This window comes from Succinimonas sp., from assembly GCF_045225735.1.
Lineage (GTDB): Bacteria > Pseudomonadota > Gammaproteobacteria > Enterobacterales > Succinivibrionaceae > Succinimonas.
Genome location: NZ_JBGVBR010000002.1, coordinates 1 through 16748, shown reverse-complemented (window position 1 = coordinate 16748; position 16748 = coordinate 1). Strand labels below are relative to the sequence as shown.

Here is a 16748-nt window from a genome sequence, read left to right as displayed (position 1 = left end):
GGACATGGACTGCGTCATGCCCATTTCCCGGACTCGGTTCTGGAACTCGTCAGTCAGGTACAGGATTCCCTGGTCGCTGTGAAACAGGGCATGCTCCAGTCCCGGGACTTCCGAGAGCTTTGTCAGGGTATTCAGCCCCAGAGCAAGGTCGTTGTTTTTGCTTACGCAGAAGGTCAGCAGCTTGCCGGTGACCGGATCTATTGCCGATGAGCCGTAGGCCCGTCTGCTTCCGTGAGCGTAGGTCAGGTACGTGACATCGGAGAGGACTACCTCCCCGGGACGGTGCAGCCGGAATCTGCGGCGGAGCAGGTTGGGCTTTACGCGCTCCTTAAGCCATTCGCGCTTTGCTCTGTTGGCGTTCCTGGGCCGTCGCACCTGGCAGGAGATGCCGTACTTTTTCAGGAGCCGGCGCAGCTTGTTAAGGCTGAAGGACAACCCGGTGACACGGGGAAGCTGCATGAAGATCTGCCTTATTCCCATGGGGAAGGGATACCGCTCCAGCACCTGCCTGATTTTTTTCACGTCCTCATCATCCCTGCTGTTGCGAAGCTCCTCCGTCATGACATAGGACTCATCCGACAGAATGCGGTAGTACCTGGTTTTTGAGAGCCCGCACATGGCTATCAGTTCATTTTTGCCGTACCCCTGCGCCGCATCAGCCGGCAGCGCATCTGCAAATCGGCATAAATCTCTAAGCTCAGCGCGTGTCATTGAAGGAATTTTCGCCTTTACGCCGGCAAAAAAACTGGCGATCTCATCCTCCAGGAGTTTTGTTCGGTTTCTGGCATACCGGCAGCGCTGTTCAGCCGTAAGAGTGCCGGCTGCCGCTGTATTCTTCCAGCAGGCCAGCTTCTGACTGATTTTTTTCAGCGTGCCGGCAGGGATGACGGAAGCGTCTATCTCGTACACTTCAAGAATTTGAGGAATGCTGAATCCCAGCTGAAACAGCCGGAGAGCCTCGTTATAGAACTCATCGCCGAGACAGTAACGGTTATTGGAACCTTTAACGACAAGAGGATGGTCTGCGTACTGACTTAGGCGGGTGCTCCTGATATCATTGGATCTGTCGGCAGATGGATTATCGGAAACGCTCTGAGGAGACTTCTTTGCATCGTTTTTTTTAAGACGGTCATTTATGCGATAGAAGTACTCCTTAGGTATGATGTCGCAGGGAAAACCGCAGGTTTTGAAGAATGACTCTATTGTTTGCAGTGATTTTTTTACTGACCAGGTTTCATATAACCGTTTTATAAACTCCCTCGTTAAGTACAATCCGCCATTCTTCTCAGAAAATCTTATAACATTTGGATTTTTGCTTAGGATTGCAATCTGTTCTTTAGTCCATGCATGTCTCATATCTGCTCCCAAAATCAGATCAGGGAGGAAGTTCTGACATGCCATCAACCTGTCAGACTTACTACCCGATTTTCGGGATCAGTTTACAAGCATCCTAAAGGGATGCTGATACCACGAGATACAGCCAAAGACAGTGCCGACTGAAGCCTCAGGCCATACAAGATGATGGCATAATTATCTGCATTCCTGTGCGATATCTGCCATTTATTTCCGGGAGTATTTCGGAAAAATATTTTCCCGCTGCTGCTGCCGATATGCAAAAGCCCCCTTAAAACATGCCTTTTCCAGCTCCTTTCAAAAATAATGCTGTAAGCCATTAAATCGGGAAGCATTTTGCCGGATTGTTTTAAATCCGCCATGATTTAAAATTAAGATATCGGAAGTGGGAACAGGGAAGTTCCGCTCCGGCTTCAGGGAAGAAGCCAAAATATGACCGAATTCTTGGAACAGGGACGTTCCGCAGTTTACGGGGGCTATGATAGCCCCCTTTCCTTTTTTTGAGCTTCGCAAAAAAAATCCGGGACGGAATTCCCCAATTCCCCGGCTCAAAACAGCATTCCGTAATTCGGAATTATGAGCTTTTTTACGGCCGTATCCCGAGTCAGGATAAGACGGAAAGCTCGCAGGGATTAAGCAAAGCCTTGAAATGACGGGCAGAGAGCAAAGGCGGACTGGAAAATATGAACCGGGAAAGAGGAAGCAGGTCGCTGAATCAGGGAACGGATAACAGAACTGTTAAGAATCTGGGGATTAAGAAAACGAGACCAAAGTCTTCAGAGGGTGAGTAATGAAAGGAGCAACAAAAAACGCTGCGGACTTGTTTTCGTCACACAGCGTTTGCTGGTTCTTGTGCTTCCGGTAACCGGCCTTCATTTTCTTCTTCCGGTCGTCATACACCCGGGCATGATTGAACTTAAGGTCATACCGGCACACGAAGTTGATTACTTCAGGCCGTGATTCCGGCAGAGCCGCCGCTTTTCTGGTCTTTTTCATTTCTTTTGCCTCTTTTCTTATCCTGCTGTCTTTTTTACTGCCTTTCCTTATTTATCTTTTCTTTGATTTATTTTGTTTTCGTGATCATCCGGGAAGCTGTTTTCCCCGTAATGTTTTAATTTTATCACGAAGAGCCCCTTTCAAGCAATAATATCCCCGGTTTCGGCAATGTCCGAAAATGTCCGAAAGTTGTATTTATCACAGCGTAAAAAGCATCGGCTTCCGGTAAATTTCAGAGCTCATTCCTGCCGCATATCCTCCGCTCCTGCCCCTTCCATCACTCTCAGACAGTTTCCTCACTTTTCAATAAGATCCTCCATGGCGCAGCCCAGCACCCTGCTTAACCGGTACAGGCTCTCGGCGCTGGCCTTGTTAATATTCTTTTGTCGCTGCTCATACATCTGAATGGAACTCAGGGAACCCCCGGAAAGCCGGGATAACTTTGCCTGGGTGCAGCCGTATAACAGGCGAAAACGCCTAAGATTGGTATCCGGGAAGCATTTTCGTACCAGATCATTGGCGATTTCGGCAAATTTGGAAACATCCGCTTCATGAAGAGTGCCGTACATACTCTCGAGATCCGTAAAAGACATTGCCTGAAAAATCTCGCCGTAGCTTCTCGCGGAATACCACTGATACCAGGCAACAGCCCAGCCGATCCAGTACTCCGCAGATCTGAAAAAGCTCTCCCCGGGAGGAATATCAAGAATTTTTCCCGTAGCTTCAAACACTGTATCAATGGCTATCTCAATACCGCTTTTACCCGCCAGAACAGCAGGTTCTCCCACTGCCATTCTTTTGCTGACGGAAGTTACTGTAAACATATTAATGAAATCCTCTCCGGACATGCCGCAGGAATTTACGGCATAGTCCAGAGCTTCGCCTAAAACAGCCTGAGCTTTAGGGAGATACATTTCGGGGTAGGCGCGGATCATCATTGCCAATATCCTCTCTTATGATGTCCTGAATAAAAAGTCCTGCTGTCTCTTCGCCGTCTGTCTCTTCTTCAAGGATGGTCTGATACATCTGATTAGCCTGTTCATCCCTGCTCCGACGCCGAATTAAGCAAATCTCCTTTGGGGCCGGCTCAAAACCTTCATACCGGAGCATGGAAAAGGCAAGCTTTGATTTTAAAACGAGCTGTTCCCCCGATTTACCGGAACGCATGGCCCGCGCCAAATGCTCCGCCGTGATGGCATTATTCAAAAACGCCTCGGCAAAAGCAAAACAGGAATCATCGGCCCGGTAACCAATAATGAGGTCATAATCATCAACGCTGATGCCGAAGTTATTCGTAAGAAATGCCCGGGCTCTTCTTGCCACAGGAGTTTTAAGAGCAAAGAGACGATGCTCCAGAAGAACGGCCATCCAGTTAAGCACCGTGTAATCCGGGCTGTTAAGTTGCAGAACCTTGAGACGCTCCGTATCCAAAGCGTATCTATTGCAAAAACCGTCCCGAAAAGAGGAAACGGCCCATTCCTTGGCGAGGTCTTTGCTTTCAGAACAATAAAAACCCACCCCGAAATCATTGTTCCTGCGTCCGGCGCCGTATACCGGAGCTTCAATGATATGCTGCGAACCATGGTAAATCGTCAGCGTTTTACTCATGCAATTTCCTAAGAAAACTTTGCAAAGTTATATCACCATAGTGATACAGCCATAAAGAACCCCGCGCAGAGATGACGGGAATCCCGGAACGGCAAAGGCGCGGACTCAGATACAAAGGGTGTACCACAGGGCTGGCCGCACCATGGTGTCATCAATATTCACATTATGTCCGTAAAGATAGACGGCGCCGTTCGGATAAACGCAGACGGCGTCACTGGGACTGTACCCCGGAGTACGGAGCCACCAGTAGCAAAAGCCGCTGTCGCTGTATCCGGCATAGGAAGCGGGAGCGCAGCGTCTTCCGGCATCAGTGCGGAAATATTGCTCCGCCTCGGCCGCACTGAGCAGAAATACCCGGTCATCCGTGGCATTTCCTCCTCTGGTGCCGTAGCGGGCATTATCAGGGTTCTCTGTGGTAACCAGAGGAATCCTGAGCTGCTCCTTTCCGGAAAACGCCTGATTAAAGAAGGTGCCGTTCAGCCATTTTCGGAGATCGCAGTTTTCCCAGTCCGTATCCTCAAATGTGCCATGATACGGCCTTCTGGCCAGAGCATAGCGGCTAAGGAGAAGAGCTCTCTTACCCTCGATTTTGAGAACCAGCCACTCCAGAGGAATTTTGCTGCCGTCTCTTCCCTGATGAAAACTGCCCAGAGTGAAGAAATCTCCGGCCTTAAGCATCAGCTCTTCCGAGTAGCTCCGATGGCCGGTGCTAAGTTCCTCCAGATCATCCAGAATCTGTCCGATGTACATGCGGGAAGCGGAATCCGGCATAAAGGACATGAAGAATTCCAGTTCGGATCTGCCGGCGGAAAGAAAATCCATATACTCCACCACATCGTCATCAAAAAGCCGCTGCATCTCCCGAGAAAACTCCGCGGGACTCGCAAAGGCCTTTCCCTGCACTCTCAGGCTGCGCTCCTCACTGAAAAGATAACCGAAAATCCAAGCGCATTCGCTGTCGGAAAAGCTGTTATTCATAATAAGCTCCCGCACCTTGAAAAAGCCCTCCCCGCTGAGCGGGCTAAGGATCACCTTTTCAGAAAAGTACTTAAGAGCGCCGCTTTCCAAAAGCATTCTGAGAGATTTCAGGAAGCTCTCCATGCTGGTACTGGAATATGAGGCCACCTGAGCCGCCATCACCGCGAATTCCCGGATGCCGGCAAACTCTCTTCCCCCGCAGAAAAACCTTTTGTAATCCGGCATTAAATCGTACATGAGCCGGAAAAACACCAGAAAATTATGCCGGCTGTCCTCATTAAGCTCTCCTGCAGCGCGAATGCATTTCCCGGCCTTATTTTCATCAAAAAGACCGAAATGATGGGCCAGGATGCCCCGGCCCAGCTCCCGAAGCCCCTGGTCCGGACAGCGGAGCATTTCCCGGAGCAAATCCCGTTCCCGGACATACTTCTGTCCGTTAAAGCTGTAGGGAAGAAAGGAGAGCTGATAAAGCGCCGTTCCCGAAAGCGCCTCCGGAGTCTCCCCGGGGATGGGGAGCCGGACGCCCCGGAGCCAGCTTTGCACCTCTTCGTAGCCCCAGCGGCGGTTCGGGTTCCTGAGATCCTTCCTGTGGGTAAGATCCCGGTAGGTCAGCCCCAGCACCAAAGCCCGGAGATCCTCCGGAAAATCCTCCGGAAACTCTATCTCGCTTACAGAGGCCAGTCTTACTATGTCACCGTCGGAAATGCCGCGGTTCTGAAAGGGGGTATAACCGGTAAAAAGCTCAAAAACAGTGATCCCAAAGGAAAAGTAATCACTTTCCTGATGATAAACCCCCTGAACAGCTTCCGGAGCAGCATAGGCCAGGGTGGCTCCGGTGGCGGTAAGAATCACGGTTTCGGATCCGAGAGACGAACTGATGCCGAAATCAATAATGACAATATGCTTCCCGGTCTCATCCGGTATCAGGTTCCAGGGTTTCAGATCCTTGTGGATAATGCCCGCCCGATGAAGCTCCCGAAGTCCCTCGTTCACCGAAGGAATAATCAGACTTCTGAGCTCCTCTGCCGTAAACCTGACGCCCTGGCTCAGAGCTTCCCCGAGACTGGGGTTCTCCAGATCGGGAGTGATGGTGTACTGATGCTTCTCAAAAGCTCCTGCCGCGACCGGCACGGCAATAAAGGGACTCCTGATGCCGGCAAGCCTTTTGAGAACCTCGGGCTTGATGGCATTCTCCCGGCGGTAAAGCTTGAGGACATACCGCTTGCCCTCAGGATCCCGGCAGCTAAAGATATCGGCTTCTCCGGAGGCTACTCCCATTCTCCCCGTCACCAGATACGTGCCGGAAAGCGTGCTTCCCACGGGATCCGGGATCTCCGCTTCCTGTCTGTTCACCGCGGTTCTTCTGATCTTGTCCAGAAAGCCGCTGTTGATTCTGGTTTCCTTCATATTCCTCTGCTCCCCGGTGCCGCCGGGATTATGCTGCTTTTCGGTGGGAACGCTGCCTTCTCTGCTCAGAATATAGCACAGATGCCATGATTAAGGCAGACTCAGGCGGGATGATTGTGACGCCGGAAAAACGCTGCCCCGCTCCCGGCCTTTTCCCCTTCCCCCCGCCGGGCCGCGGGAGGCCCCGGACACAGCCAGCCTGAACAATCAATACTGACAGGAACGAGGGTTAAAGTACCGCGGAATAATAATTAAGAAGGGAAGACGCCTCCGGCGCTTCCTGTTTAATGATTAAAGGGGCTCCACCCCTTTACCCCGAAACTGTCTCGTATTTCAAAAACTGAAGCGCATGGCAGTCTCTTAAGGCCGGAAAGTGTATACGGCAGTTTTACGTATATGCTGCTTTACATATACGCCTCCGGCATAGACGAAACGCCGCCCCGCGGGGAAGCGTTTATGTTAATCCGGGGCATGCCTAAACTTAAGGCAAGCGCGCTTCCCCCGCCCGCCAGGACTGCTGCCAGAAGACTGAGAAATTCTCTGATCTGTTAAACCGCTTCCCAAGGTGTCAAACTGACTTCCCAGACTGTCAGAAAAAGCGCTGGAAAAACAAAAAGCCGGAGCATCCCCCGGCTTCGCTGTCACTTTCCGCAAAAACTGCTACCTTTTAACTCTTCTGTAGGGCGTGGAGCATGAGGTTACATCATCGGAATCGCATTCATACGGCACCTGCAGCCGGCCCTTGCCGTCCATGAGAATCACCTCAATGCTGTCCTTGTCGGCGGCGGTGATTTTATCAGGAGAACCGTCATCGGAGGTTTCCGTGGAAATACACTTTTCCGCCTGCCCCGGCTTCAGGAATCTGTCATCCGCCAAACGGGCCCGGTAGGTGCACTCGACATTCTCGAAGGCTCCCATGGCATGACTGGTGATGATAGTATAGGCGCCGTCGCCGCTGGAGCTGATTTCCATGGAGGTTTTTCCAACTACATCATCCTCCCAGAAGCCTTCGAATTTCGGATTCTTCTGGGGATTAAACGCCTCATAATCGTCATCATCCTCATCTTCATCAGCTTCGTTATCGCCGTCCAGCCTTTTAATGGATACCAGACTCCAAGTCTTTTTGGATTCGAATACATAGGGCTTAATTACGGCGGTAAGCTCAATATCATCAGAGGAAGGGCCATCCTCGGCTTCCGGATTGTACAGACTGGCCTGAATCTCTATATTGCCGTTATCCAGAGTTCTGGCTTTTCTGACTACCGCATACTCAGGCTGTTCCCCGTCAGCGCCGTGAGCATAAAAAAAGCCCTTTTCGTAATGGTAGTACTCGGTGGAGGCAAACTTTTTCATATCATAGTCAAGATACTTTTTGATTACCCGGGCCACCTTATCAGAAGATACCTTGAATTGGCCGTAGGCGCACATGCCCTTCTGGGAATTCAGGCATTCGGGAAGAGGAATGTAGCTGCTTTTCCAGGCATTGATCTTAAGGTGGCACATGGCAAAATTCACCAGATTTTCATTATCGGCGGTCATCTCTTCCCGGGTGGTGTTGTTAAAAAAGCATTCCGTGAAGTTGGAGACAAAAACCCCCATCTTCTTCATCGTGTCTTTGCTGAACTCGTCCTTAGCCGAAGCGGAGGCCGCAGCCCCCAGAATCATAAGACCAGCCAGAACGGCCTTTGTATGTAATTTCATTGTTAATCTCCTTAACTTAAATTGTCAGCATGGCCGGGTTAAAAATACTCCGCCGCTGATAAGCTTTGCTGCTGAAGGGTCAGTACAGAGAATCCAGACCGGCATCACCGAAATCTCCGCCGTCTCCGCCGCAGCTTATGAACTGATCGGATCTTATGGTATCGCTGCGCGCCGGCAGTCTGACATAATGCCGCACATCCGTGCAGTCGTCTCCCATGATATAGCCATCCTGATTGAAATTCACAAACACAATCTTATCAGGCTGGGCCAGCTCCAGGGATACCGGCCGGAACCGGGTCAGAAAATCATCATAAAGCCGGAGAGCTCCCGTGGCGCCGGTAAGCCCCGACGGCGTGTTGTCGTCATTGCCCACCCAGGCGGTAACCAAAGTATTGTTGTCAAAGCCGCTGAACCAGGAATCCCGGGATCCGTTGGAGGTGCCGGTTTTGCCGGCCAGCACCATGCCAGGGTACTTGCTGCCCACGGATTTTGCCGTGCCCTGCTTCGTGACAATGGTCATGCCGTAAATGGCCAGATACACGCTGGGAGGATCCAGCACCTGCCGGGAATCCATGGCGGCATGCCGGTCATAAATAACCTCAGTCCCGCCGGATCTCACGTATCTTACCGCTGACAGCGGCCGGTAAAGCCCCTCCGAAGCCAATGTGGTGTACATCTGGTTCACTTCAAAAGGGGTCATGGCCACGGACCCCAGAAGCACGCTGGGCACGGGTTCGATCTCCTCCTTCACCCCCAGGAGATTCAGGGTGCGCACCACATTGGGAATGCCGGCATTCATGCCCACTCTGACCATGGGAATGTTCCGGGATTCCGCAAAGCCCTGATAAAGAGGGATCCAGCCCTTGAACTTATGGTCAAAGTTCCGGGGCTTCCATTCCTGGCCGCTCTCCAGCTTCACGGTAAGCTCCGCGTCGTGCACGGCGCTGCCCAGGTGCCAGCCATGCTCAAAGGCCGTGAGATAGGCGGCGGGCTTTACCAATGAGCCGATCTGCCTTTTAGCGCTGGTGACCCGGTTCATGCCGGGATAGGAGGGATCCCGGCTGGCCACTAGAGCCATGATTTCTCCCACCCGCCAGTTACTTACCACCATGGCGGTTTCCAGATCCTTTTTGCCGGTTCTTCTGATAAGCTCCGGGATCACCTTCCGGACTGCGCCGTCAGCGGCCTGCTGAGCCTGGGGATCCAGACTGGTAAAGATTTCCAGATTCTTGTGATCCAGCCAGTCCCGTCCCAGACGGTCATAAAGCTCGTTTTTGACAAAGCTCATGTAGCCGGGCACCTTCATGACCCTGAGGGCCTTGCGATCGATAACCCCCAGAGGCTTATTCGAGTAAAGCTGATACTCCTCCTCCGAAAGCTCTCCCTTGTCCCGCATGAGCCGGAGCACCAGATTTCTGCGGTTAAGAGCGTTTTCCGGATGGCGGCGGGGATCGTAGAGGGAGGGCCCCTTTACCATGCCCACCAAAAGAGCGGCCTGATCCCAGGAGAGCTCCGAAACCGGGATACCGAAATAGAAATAGGAGGCCAGACCGAAGCCGTAAATATCGGTATCGCCGTGTCCCAGGTAGATCTCGTTGAGATACATTTCCAGAATGGTGTTCTTGTCATAGCGGGCATCCACCGCGAGAGACATGAAAAGCTCCCGCACCTTGCGGTCAAAGCTTTTTTCCCGGGACAGAAAATAATTCTTCACAAGCTGCTGCGTCAGGGTGCTGCCCCCCTGCACCGCCCGGCCGGCTTTTAAATTAGCGAGCATGGCTCTCATAATGGCCCAGGGGTTAACGCCATGATGGTTGTAGAAGTCCCGATCCTCCACCTGAATCAGGGTTTTGATGAGCTTTTCCGGCACCTCTCTGATGGAGATAACCAGCCGATCCTCCTCCCCGTTGGGAGAGATGCGATCCAAAAGCACCGGATCCATGCGGACATAAACCAGATCCTCGCCGGTGGCCGCATCCCTGATGGCGCTGATGTGGCCCCTTTCAAACTCAATAAAGAGCGGACGCTTTTCCTCAAAGCCGTCAGGGAAATCAAAGGGCCGCCGCACCACCACCAGCTTTGTTTTAGCCTTGTTATAGCTGAACTCCCCGGGATTTTTGGGATTGTCGGTTTTGCGGTATTTAAGAAGACTGAGCTCATTAAGAATCTGATCAAAGGTGAGATTCTGATCCAGAGTAAGCTCCAGAGGACGGCTGTAAACCACGGCGGGAGTTTCCCACTTCTGGGCGGAGTCCAGCCTGCTGGAGGTGACCTGCATATAGTAGTAGCAGGTTACCAGGCATAAAAACACAAAGCCGGCCAGCCCCAGCTTTACGGAGAAACACAGAAATCTTCTTTTGAGGCTTTTTTTCTCCCGGGGATCCTGAGCTCCTTCTTCGTCATCTCCCTCATCCCCGTCTTCAGATCCTGAATCATAATCCTGATCATCCTCATCCGGACCTTCAAAAAAAGGATTGTCCCGGGATCTGTTCACCACTTTCTGAAAATCACTCTCAGGCTTCATCCTGTTTACAAGCTCCTCCTGGCTTTGCCGGCGCTTAAGCGCTTTCCCGCTTCACGGCTTTTTCTCTCCCGCCCCTGAAGACTCCGCTGCCGGAATCGCTCTGAAAACTGTTCCGGTTTCAGGCGGCGAAAAAAGCAGACAGGAATATACCATACCGCACCCCCGGCCGCAATTAATGATAGCAAGGCAGTAATGCGGAGATTGTTCCGGCTGTACGCTCAGAAGATACCGGCACGGTATTTTTAAGGGGCCTTGGGCAAAAACTTGCGTGATAGCACATTAAAACAGATAACTCTTAAAAACATCAGGGCATGAGACAAAAACTCAGGCTATAATAATAGTTCAGTTTTGAAACAGGGCGGTCTCTCCGGAGGCTCCCGCCCTGAACCAGCAACAACGGCAGCTTCATGAAATAATGAAGTTCCCGCAACCCCTACAGGGAGATCACCATGAGTGAAGAAAAGATTTCAACTGAGCTCAGCCCTCTGGCTATCGCGGGCGTAAAGCCCTATGAAGCCAAGCCTGGCGAAGAATACATGAGCGATGCGCAGAAAGCTCACTTCAGAAAGATTCTTGAGGCCTGGAGAAACCAGCTTCACAATGAAGTGGACCGCACTGTCAATCACATGAATTCTGAAACCGCCAACTTCCCGGATCAGAATGACAGAGCCACCCAGGAAGAGGAATTCTCTCTTGAGCTCAGAATGCGCGACAGAGAAAGAAAGCTCATCAAAAAGATCGAGAAGACCATTCGCAAGCTTGATTCCGATGACTACGGCTTCTGCACCGACTGCGGCGAGGAAATCGGCATTAAGCGTCTGGAAGCCCGTCCCACCGCCGATCTCTGCATTAACTGCAAGGAACAGCATGAAAAGAAGGAAAAGCAGGGCTTCAGCTCTTAATACCCTCTGATTCATGTATCGCGGAAGATTTGCCCCCACGCCCAGCGGCCCGCTGCACTTCGGTTCTCTGACAGCGGCCCTGGGCAGTTTTTTGCGGGCGCGGAGCCAGGGCGGATCATGGCTTCTCCGCATTGAAGACATTGACGAAACCCGCTCCCGTCCGGAGTACACGGATCTCATTCTGAAGGATCTGGAGGCTCTGGGGCTTATCTGGGACGAAGCGCCGCTTATTCAGAGTCAGCGCCGGGAGTTCTACCGGGACATCCTGGATACCCTGAACAGCCGGGGACTTACCTACGGCTGCAATTGCACCCGAAGCCTCATTAAGCTTAACGGCGGACACCATCCGGAAGACTGCCGTCTTAGGAATCTCCCCTGCCATGAGGGAGCCGGCATCCGCTTTCGGAATCCCGGCAATGTCACCTCTTTTACCGACCTCATCCGGGGCCCTCTTTCTCTCAATGACTATCCCGCAGAACCGGACTTCCTCCTGAAAAGAAGAGACGGGTTTTTTGCCTACAATCTGGTGAGCGTGGCGGATGACCGGGCCTCGGGAATCACCGAAATCGTCCGAGGGGCGGATCTGATTCCAGACACCTTCGGCCAGATCGGACTCTGTCAGGCTCTGGGATATCCCGTCCCCGCTTATGCCAGTCTCCCCCTGGCGCTCTCCGAAAACGGCAGCAAGTATTCCAAGCAGAACCACGCTCCCGGGCTGGATCTTAGTTCCCCCGTAACACTCCTTCTGAAAGCTGCCACTTTTCTGGGACAGACGTTCCCGCCGGAAATTTCCGGGGATCCGGAAAGCCTTACGGTAACGGAATTTCTGGACTATGCCGTGAAGCATTTTGCTATTAACAGCGTGCCCCGCTCCTCCCGGATGGTTTCACAGATCTCGGAATCCTGAAAACCGGCTCTTCATTTACCTGATTCCGTAAAAGGATTTTTGCGGATTCTTCATTCCCTCCTCTCTTCGCGCTCCGGACTTCCTCCTTAAGCCGTTCCGGCATGAGATAGAAAAAAATACCGCTGTGTGATAAAATCCCGTCCTTGTTAAGACATTCAAATGCATCCCGTTTTCATCAGGATTGCGCGCGGGCATTCAGCCGTCCCCTTGAAAAGGCTCCTCTCCCGCAAACACGGAATGCCGCCGAATTTCCCGGGAATTCCTGAGATACGCAATAAAGCTGTCAGGTTTTCCGCTTTTGTCTCCGTATCAGCCTCATTAAAGAATCCGGAGAACATAATATTGCACACTTGGAGGTGTCTTATTAATACTCAACTGCAGAAATTTGCCGCAGAAGCTGACAAGCACAAGAAAGAAGCCATGGAACGCGGCATTTCCCACATGACACTGCCGGGAGACATCCTGGATACCGCAAGAATTTCCCCCGCAGCCCTCAACGTAATCAAAACGCTCAACAAAGCCGGTTATCAGGCCTATCTGGTAGGCGGCGGAGTGCGGGATCTCCTGCTGGACAAGGTTCCCAAGGACTTTGACGTGGTCACCAACGCCCGTCCGGAAACCGTAAAAAGACTCTGCAAGAGAAGCATTATTATCGGCCGGAGATTCCAGCTGGTGCATGTCAGAGAAAACAACTCCCTCATCGAGGTGGCCACCTTCAGAAAGGGCCAGGATCACGAAGACTCCGATCACGTGGAAATGATCAGAAAGGACAATACCTTCAGCTCCAGCATCACCGATGATGCCGCCAGAAGAGACTTCTCCATCAACGGCTTCTACTACTCCCCCGCTGATAATCTCATTCACGATTTTCTGGGTGGCGTTGCGGATCTCCTTAACAGCTCCATTGACATCGTAGGGGATCCGGATGTGAGATTCGGCGAGGATCCGGTGCGCATGATCCGGGCCTACCGCTTTGCCGCCAAGCTGGGCTTCAGCATTACTCCCCGCACTCGCAATGCCATCCTGAAGAACATGGCCAGCATCTCTCAGGTTAACAACAGCCGCATGTACGAGGAATTCAACAAGATGTTCCTGACCGGACACGGCGAGACCAGCTTTCAGGTGCTTATGCGGGACTCCGTGATGCAGTATCTGCTGACGGACATGGGCCCTCTGATCAAGAGCCGGCAGTTTTTTGATTTCGTTTCCTGCTGTCTCAATAACACCGATGCCCGGCATGCGGAAGGAAAGCACAACATGCCGCACTTCCTGTACGCCGTGATGCTCTGGCCTCTGACCAAAAAGCTCTTTATGAAAATGGGCACCGTCAGCAAGTACAGCCATATCAGGGATACGGAAAGAATGGCCATGGCCGGCAATATCGTCCTGAAAAGACAGTCGGAAATCACCAAGATTCCGGAATTCGTCGCCAAGGACATTACCGACATCTGGGAAATGCAGCTCACTCTGACCAGTGGTGAGGTCATGAAGGATCCGGATATGGTATCCAGCATTATCTGGAAGGAAATCTTCCGGGCCGGACTGGAATTCCTGATGAACCGGGCCCGGCTGGATCGCAGTCTGGAAAACTGCGTAACCTTCTGGACTGATGCCTATACCGCCAACATCCCCCAGTCGCTGCGCACCAGAAAGGCCCTGATCTCCAGCAACAAGATGGCCGCCGGAAAGAAAGGCTCCGAGGGCTCCCGCCGGAAAGGGGCTTCAGGCTCCCGCGGCCGTCCTGCCGGAAACATCCATTAAGGTTCCCGGAAAAAGGAGCAGCTATGACCGAGGCGGTAATCGGACTTGGTTCCAATCTTGACAATCCGGAGCAGCAGGTGCTTCAGGCTCTTAAGGAGCTTGACGGCATTCCCGGAATCCGGATTCTCAAAACCAGCTCCCTGTACTCCTCAGTTCCGGTGGGGCCGCAGGATCAGCCGGATTTTGTCAATGCGGTGGCACTTGTAAAAACCGAACTGGAACCGGAGCCCCTGCTGAATGCTCTTCAGGATCTGGAAAACCGCCATCGGAGAGTGAGACTGCGGCACTGGGGTCCTCGGACGCTGGATCTGGATGTGCTGTTTTTCGGGAAGCGGATTATTGATACTCCGCGGCTCCGGGTGCCCCATCCGGAATTCCGAAACAGAGTTTTCACTGTTATCCCCCTTTTGGAAATCATGCCGGACTTCCTGATGCCTCCGGAAAACACCCCGCTCCGGGATCTCACGGGACTTTTGCCGGAAAGGGATCTCCGGGCTCTCACCATTATTCGGGAGTCCTCCCGGTTCCCCTTTTCCTCTGCCGGAAAGCCGGATCTTCATTAATTTCCAAATGCGTTTATAATGAGCGGCGGGTTCTCCCGAAAAATCTTCCCGTCCGGAAGCGGCCGAACTGCCCCGGACGGGAACAAATTCCCGGCAGAAATGCATTTTGCCCGACCGTCGGAGATTACCGCCAAACGGCAAGGAGTTTCTTAATGACAGTAACGGTTTCCACGCTTCAGAAGCTGAAGGACGAGCATAAAAAATTCGCCACCATCACCGCCTACGATGCCAGCTTCGCCAGAATTTTTGATGATGCCGGAATATACGCCATCCTTATCGGCGATTCTCTGGGTATGACCATCAAGGGAGAATCCAGCACTCTGGGGGTTACCATTGACGAAATGGCCTATCACACCAGATGCGTGGCCCGGGGCGTTTCCAATGCCCTTATTCTGGCGGATATGCCGTTTATGAGCTACGCCAATACCGAAGACGCCTGCCGGAACGCTCATAAGCTCATGGCCGCCGGAGCCAATGTGGTAAAACTGGAGGGGGGCTCCTTCCTCTCGGACACCATTCGCACCCTGGTGCAGAACGGCATTCCCGTCTGCGGACACCTGGGACTGACGCCCCAGTCGGTAAACGTCTTCGGCGGCTTCAAGATCCAGGGCCGGGATGATGAATCCCGCAAAAGAATCGTAGAGGAGTGTCTGGCAGTGGAAAAAGCCGGTGCCAGCATGCTGGTTATCGAAGGCGTTCCCAAGGACACCGGCCGGGAAGTGACAGAAGCTCTCCGGATTCCGGTTATCGGCATCGGGGCCGGCAATGACACCGACGGCCAGATCCTGGTAATGCATGACGCTCTGGGACTGACCGCGGGACATACTCCGAAATTCGCCCGGAACTTCCTGGCGGAAACCGGGGATGTGACTCTGGCCGTTAAAAAGTATATCAGCGAGGTGGAGCAGGGCATTTACCCCGACGACGCCCACAGCTATTTGAAATAGAGTTTTACACAGGTCTAAACATGAAAACTGCAAAAACCATCGAAGAAATCAGACAGATTGTTACCGAATACAAGCATGATCTTAAAACCATCGGTCTTGTAACCACCATGGGGAACCTCCACAAGGGACACCTTACTCTGGTAAAGGAAGCCCAGAAAAATGCCGAAAAGGTTATTGTGACTATTTTTGTAAACCCCATGCAGTTTGACCGGCCCGAGGATTTAAGAACCTATCCCCGCACTCTGGAGCAGGATCTGGCCCTTCTGGAAGAAGCCGGCGTTGATGCCGTATTCACCCCCACTCCGGAGATCATGTATCCCCGGGGCCTTAAGAACCAGACCTATGTGGAGGTGCCGGATTTGGCCAACAGCCTGGAGGGAGCTCTCCGTCCGGGACATTTCAACGGCGTGGCTACCGTGGTTTCCAAGTTCTTTAACATCATCCAGCCGGATCTGGCCTGCTTCGGCGAAAAGGACTATCAGCAGCTGGCTCTGATCCGGGAAATGGTGCAGGACATGAATTTCCAGATCCGCATCATCGGCGTTCCCATTGTCCGTCATGAAAACGGCCTGGCCTACTCTTCCAGAAACAACCGGCTCTCTCCGGAAGAGCTTGCCAAGGCCCCGGAATTCCATGCCTGTCTGGTGAGAATGGGGGATAAGCTGAAGGCTCTCCCGGATTTTAGGAGCATCCAGAAAATCATCGATGAAAGCGTAAACGAGCTGGACGGCGCCGGCTTCAGCACCGATGATATCACCGTAGTGGACGCCGCTACCCTGAGCCCTGATATCGCTGAATCCAAAAGAGTGGTGATTCTGGCCGCCGCCTATCTGGGCAAGGTACGTCTTATCGACAATCTGGTGGTGGAGCGCTAACGACAGGAAAGCCGCAAAACCTTGAATAACGGGTCTTCTGGCCCGTTTTTTTTGTGTGCGATTATCCTGACAGGCCCTAACCAAAGAGCGGCTCCCCCTGCCAGAAAGGCCTGAATTTCAGGACTCTTCAATCAATGCAGGCAGAAACAGAACGTTAAAGTTCCCAGGAATAATAATTAAGAAGGGAAGACGCCTGCGGCGCTTCCTGTTTAATGATTAAAGGGGC

14 protein-coding genes are annotated in these 16748 nt (G+C 52.4%); 6 read left to right on the top strand and 8 right to left on the bottom strand.

Annotation, left to right across the window (positions count from 1 at the left end):
• The 8 genes from ACJROR_RS00075 to mrcB all read right to left on the bottom strand — a co-directional run.
• Window positions 1–1272: DDE-type integrase/transposase/recombinase (locus ACJROR_RS00075; protein ID WP_406545319.1), on the bottom strand; the 1272-nt coding region annotated here is incomplete at its 3' end.
• 167 nt (window positions 1273–1439) lie between these two features.
• Entirely contained in the window at window positions 1440–1715 is a 276-nt protein-coding gene (locus tag ACJROR_RS00070) for a hypothetical protein (protein ID WP_406545318.1), read from the bottom strand.
• Between the two features lie 391 nt (window positions 1716–2106).
• Window positions 2107–2349, bottom strand: coding sequence for a hypothetical protein (locus ACJROR_RS00065; RefSeq protein ID WP_406545317.1), 243 nt, complete (start codon window positions 2347–2349; stop codon window positions 2107–2109).
• A 296-nt stretch (window positions 2350–2645) separates the two neighbouring features.
• Window positions 2646–3287 carry a helix-turn-helix domain-containing protein gene (locus ACJROR_RS00060; protein WP_406545316.1) on the bottom strand — a complete coding sequence of 214 codons (642 nt, stop codon included), beginning with the start codon at window positions 3285–3287 and terminating at the stop codon, window positions 2646–2648.
• Complete coding sequence (locus tag ACJROR_RS00055; protein ID WP_406545315.1) at window positions 3250–3957, bottom strand: DUF3990 domain-containing protein; 708 nt, start codon at window positions 3955–3957, stop codon at window positions 3250–3252. The genes ACJROR_RS00060 and ACJROR_RS00055 overlap by 38 nt, the downstream gene beginning before the upstream one ends.
• A gap of 105 nt (window positions 3958–4062) precedes the next feature.
• A complete protein-coding gene (locus ACJROR_RS00050) occupies window positions 4063–6342 on the bottom strand; it encodes a DUF6273 domain-containing protein (RefSeq protein ID WP_406545314.1) in 2280 nt (759 codons plus the stop codon).
• Window positions 6343–7002: 660 nt separating this feature from the next.
• Window positions 7003–8043: a hypothetical protein gene (locus tag ACJROR_RS00045; RefSeq protein WP_406545313.1), complete on the bottom strand. Its 1041-nt coding sequence runs from the start codon at window positions 8041–8043 to the stop codon at window positions 7003–7005.
• 79 nt (window positions 8044–8122) lie between these two features.
• A complete protein-coding gene (mrcB, locus tag ACJROR_RS00040; RefSeq protein ID WP_406545312.1) occupies window positions 8123–10567 on the bottom strand; it encodes a penicillin-binding protein 1B in 2445 nt (814 codons plus the stop codon).
• A 536-nt stretch (window positions 10568–11103) separates the two neighbouring features.
• Here mrcB and dksA point away from each other — a divergent pair.
• From dksA to panC, 6 genes are all read left to right on the top strand, one after another.
• The gene (gene dksA, locus ACJROR_RS00035; RefSeq protein ID WP_406042247.1) at window positions 11104–11469 is read left to right on the top strand and encodes an RNA polymerase-binding protein DksA; all 366 of its coding nucleotides are present in this window, start codon (window positions 11104–11106) and stop codon (window positions 11467–11469) included.
• 13 nt (window positions 11470–11482) lie between these two features.
• Entirely contained in the window at window positions 11483–12376 is an 894-nt protein-coding gene (gluQRS, locus tag ACJROR_RS00030; protein WP_406545311.1) for a tRNA glutamyl-Q(34) synthetase GluQRS, read from the top strand.
• A gap of 420 nt (window positions 12377–12796) precedes the next feature.
• Window positions 12797–14137 (top strand): polynucleotide adenylyltransferase PcnB, encoded by a 1341-nt coding sequence (pcnB, locus tag ACJROR_RS00025; protein WP_406545310.1) that lies wholly within the window; start codon window positions 12797–12799, stop codon window positions 14135–14137.
• Window positions 14138–14160: 23 nt separating this feature from the next.
• Complete coding sequence (gene folK / locus ACJROR_RS00020) at window positions 14161–14700, top strand: 2-amino-4-hydroxy-6-hydroxymethyldihydropteridine diphosphokinase (RefSeq protein ID WP_406545309.1); 540 nt, start codon at window positions 14161–14163, stop codon at window positions 14698–14700.
• A 152-nt stretch (window positions 14701–14852) separates the two neighbouring features.
• Window positions 14853–15647, top strand: a complete 795-nt coding sequence (panB, locus tag ACJROR_RS00015; protein ID WP_406545308.1) for a 3-methyl-2-oxobutanoate hydroxymethyltransferase — start codon at window positions 14853–14855, stop codon at window positions 15645–15647.
• Window positions 15648–15667: 20 nt separating this feature from the next.
• Window positions 15668–16522 carry a pantoate--beta-alanine ligase gene (panC, locus tag ACJROR_RS00010; protein WP_406545307.1) on the top strand — a complete coding sequence of 285 codons (855 nt, stop codon included), beginning with the start codon at window positions 15668–15670 and terminating at the stop codon, window positions 16520–16522.
• Window positions 16523–16748 lie beyond the last annotated feature (226 nt).

Excerpts from the sequence above, each read along its gene's own strand:
- ACJROR_RS00070 (WP_406545318.1), bottom strand. The coding sequence starts at position 1,715 with ATGGCGGATTTAAAACAATCCGGCAAAATGCTTCCCGATTTAATGGCT.
- ACJROR_RS00065 (WP_406545317.1), bottom strand. The coding sequence starts at position 2,349 with ATGAAAAAGACCAGAAAAGCGGCGGCTCTGCCGGAATCACGGCCTGAA.
- ACJROR_RS00060 (WP_406545316.1), bottom strand. The coding sequence starts at position 3,287 with ATGATGATCCGCGCCTACCCCGAAATGTATCTCCCTAAAGCTCAGGCT.
- ACJROR_RS00055 (WP_406545315.1), bottom strand. The coding sequence starts at position 3,957 with ATGAGTAAAACGCTGACGATTTACCATGGTTCGCAGCATATCATTGAA.
- ACJROR_RS00050 (WP_406545314.1), bottom strand. The coding sequence starts at position 6,342 with ATGAAGGAAACCAGAATCAACAGCGGCTTTCTGGACAAGATCAGAAGA.
- ACJROR_RS00045 (WP_406545313.1), bottom strand. The coding sequence starts at position 8,043 with ATGAAATTACATACAAAGGCCGTTCTGGCTGGTCTTATGATTCTGGGG.
- mrcB (WP_406545312.1), bottom strand. The coding sequence starts at position 10,567 with ATGAAGCCTGAGAGTGATTTTCAGAAAGTGGTGAACAGATCCCGGGAC.
- dksA (WP_406042247.1), top strand. The coding sequence starts at position 11,104 with ATGAGCGATGCGCAGAAAGCTCACTTCAGAAAGATTCTTGAGGCCTGG.
- gluQRS (WP_406545311.1), top strand. The coding sequence starts at position 11,483 with ATGTATCGCGGAAGATTTGCCCCCACGCCCAGCGGCCCGCTGCACTTC.
- pcnB (WP_406545310.1), top strand. The coding sequence starts at position 12,797 with ATGGAACGCGGCATTTCCCACATGACACTGCCGGGAGACATCCTGGAT.
- folK (WP_406545309.1), top strand. The coding sequence starts at position 14,161 with ATGACCGAGGCGGTAATCGGACTTGGTTCCAATCTTGACAATCCGGAG.
- panB (WP_406545308.1), top strand. The coding sequence starts at position 14,853 with ATGACAGTAACGGTTTCCACGCTTCAGAAGCTGAAGGACGAGCATAAA.
- panC (WP_406545307.1), top strand. The coding sequence starts at position 15,668 with ATGAAAACTGCAAAAACCATCGAAGAAATCAGACAGATTGTTACCGAA.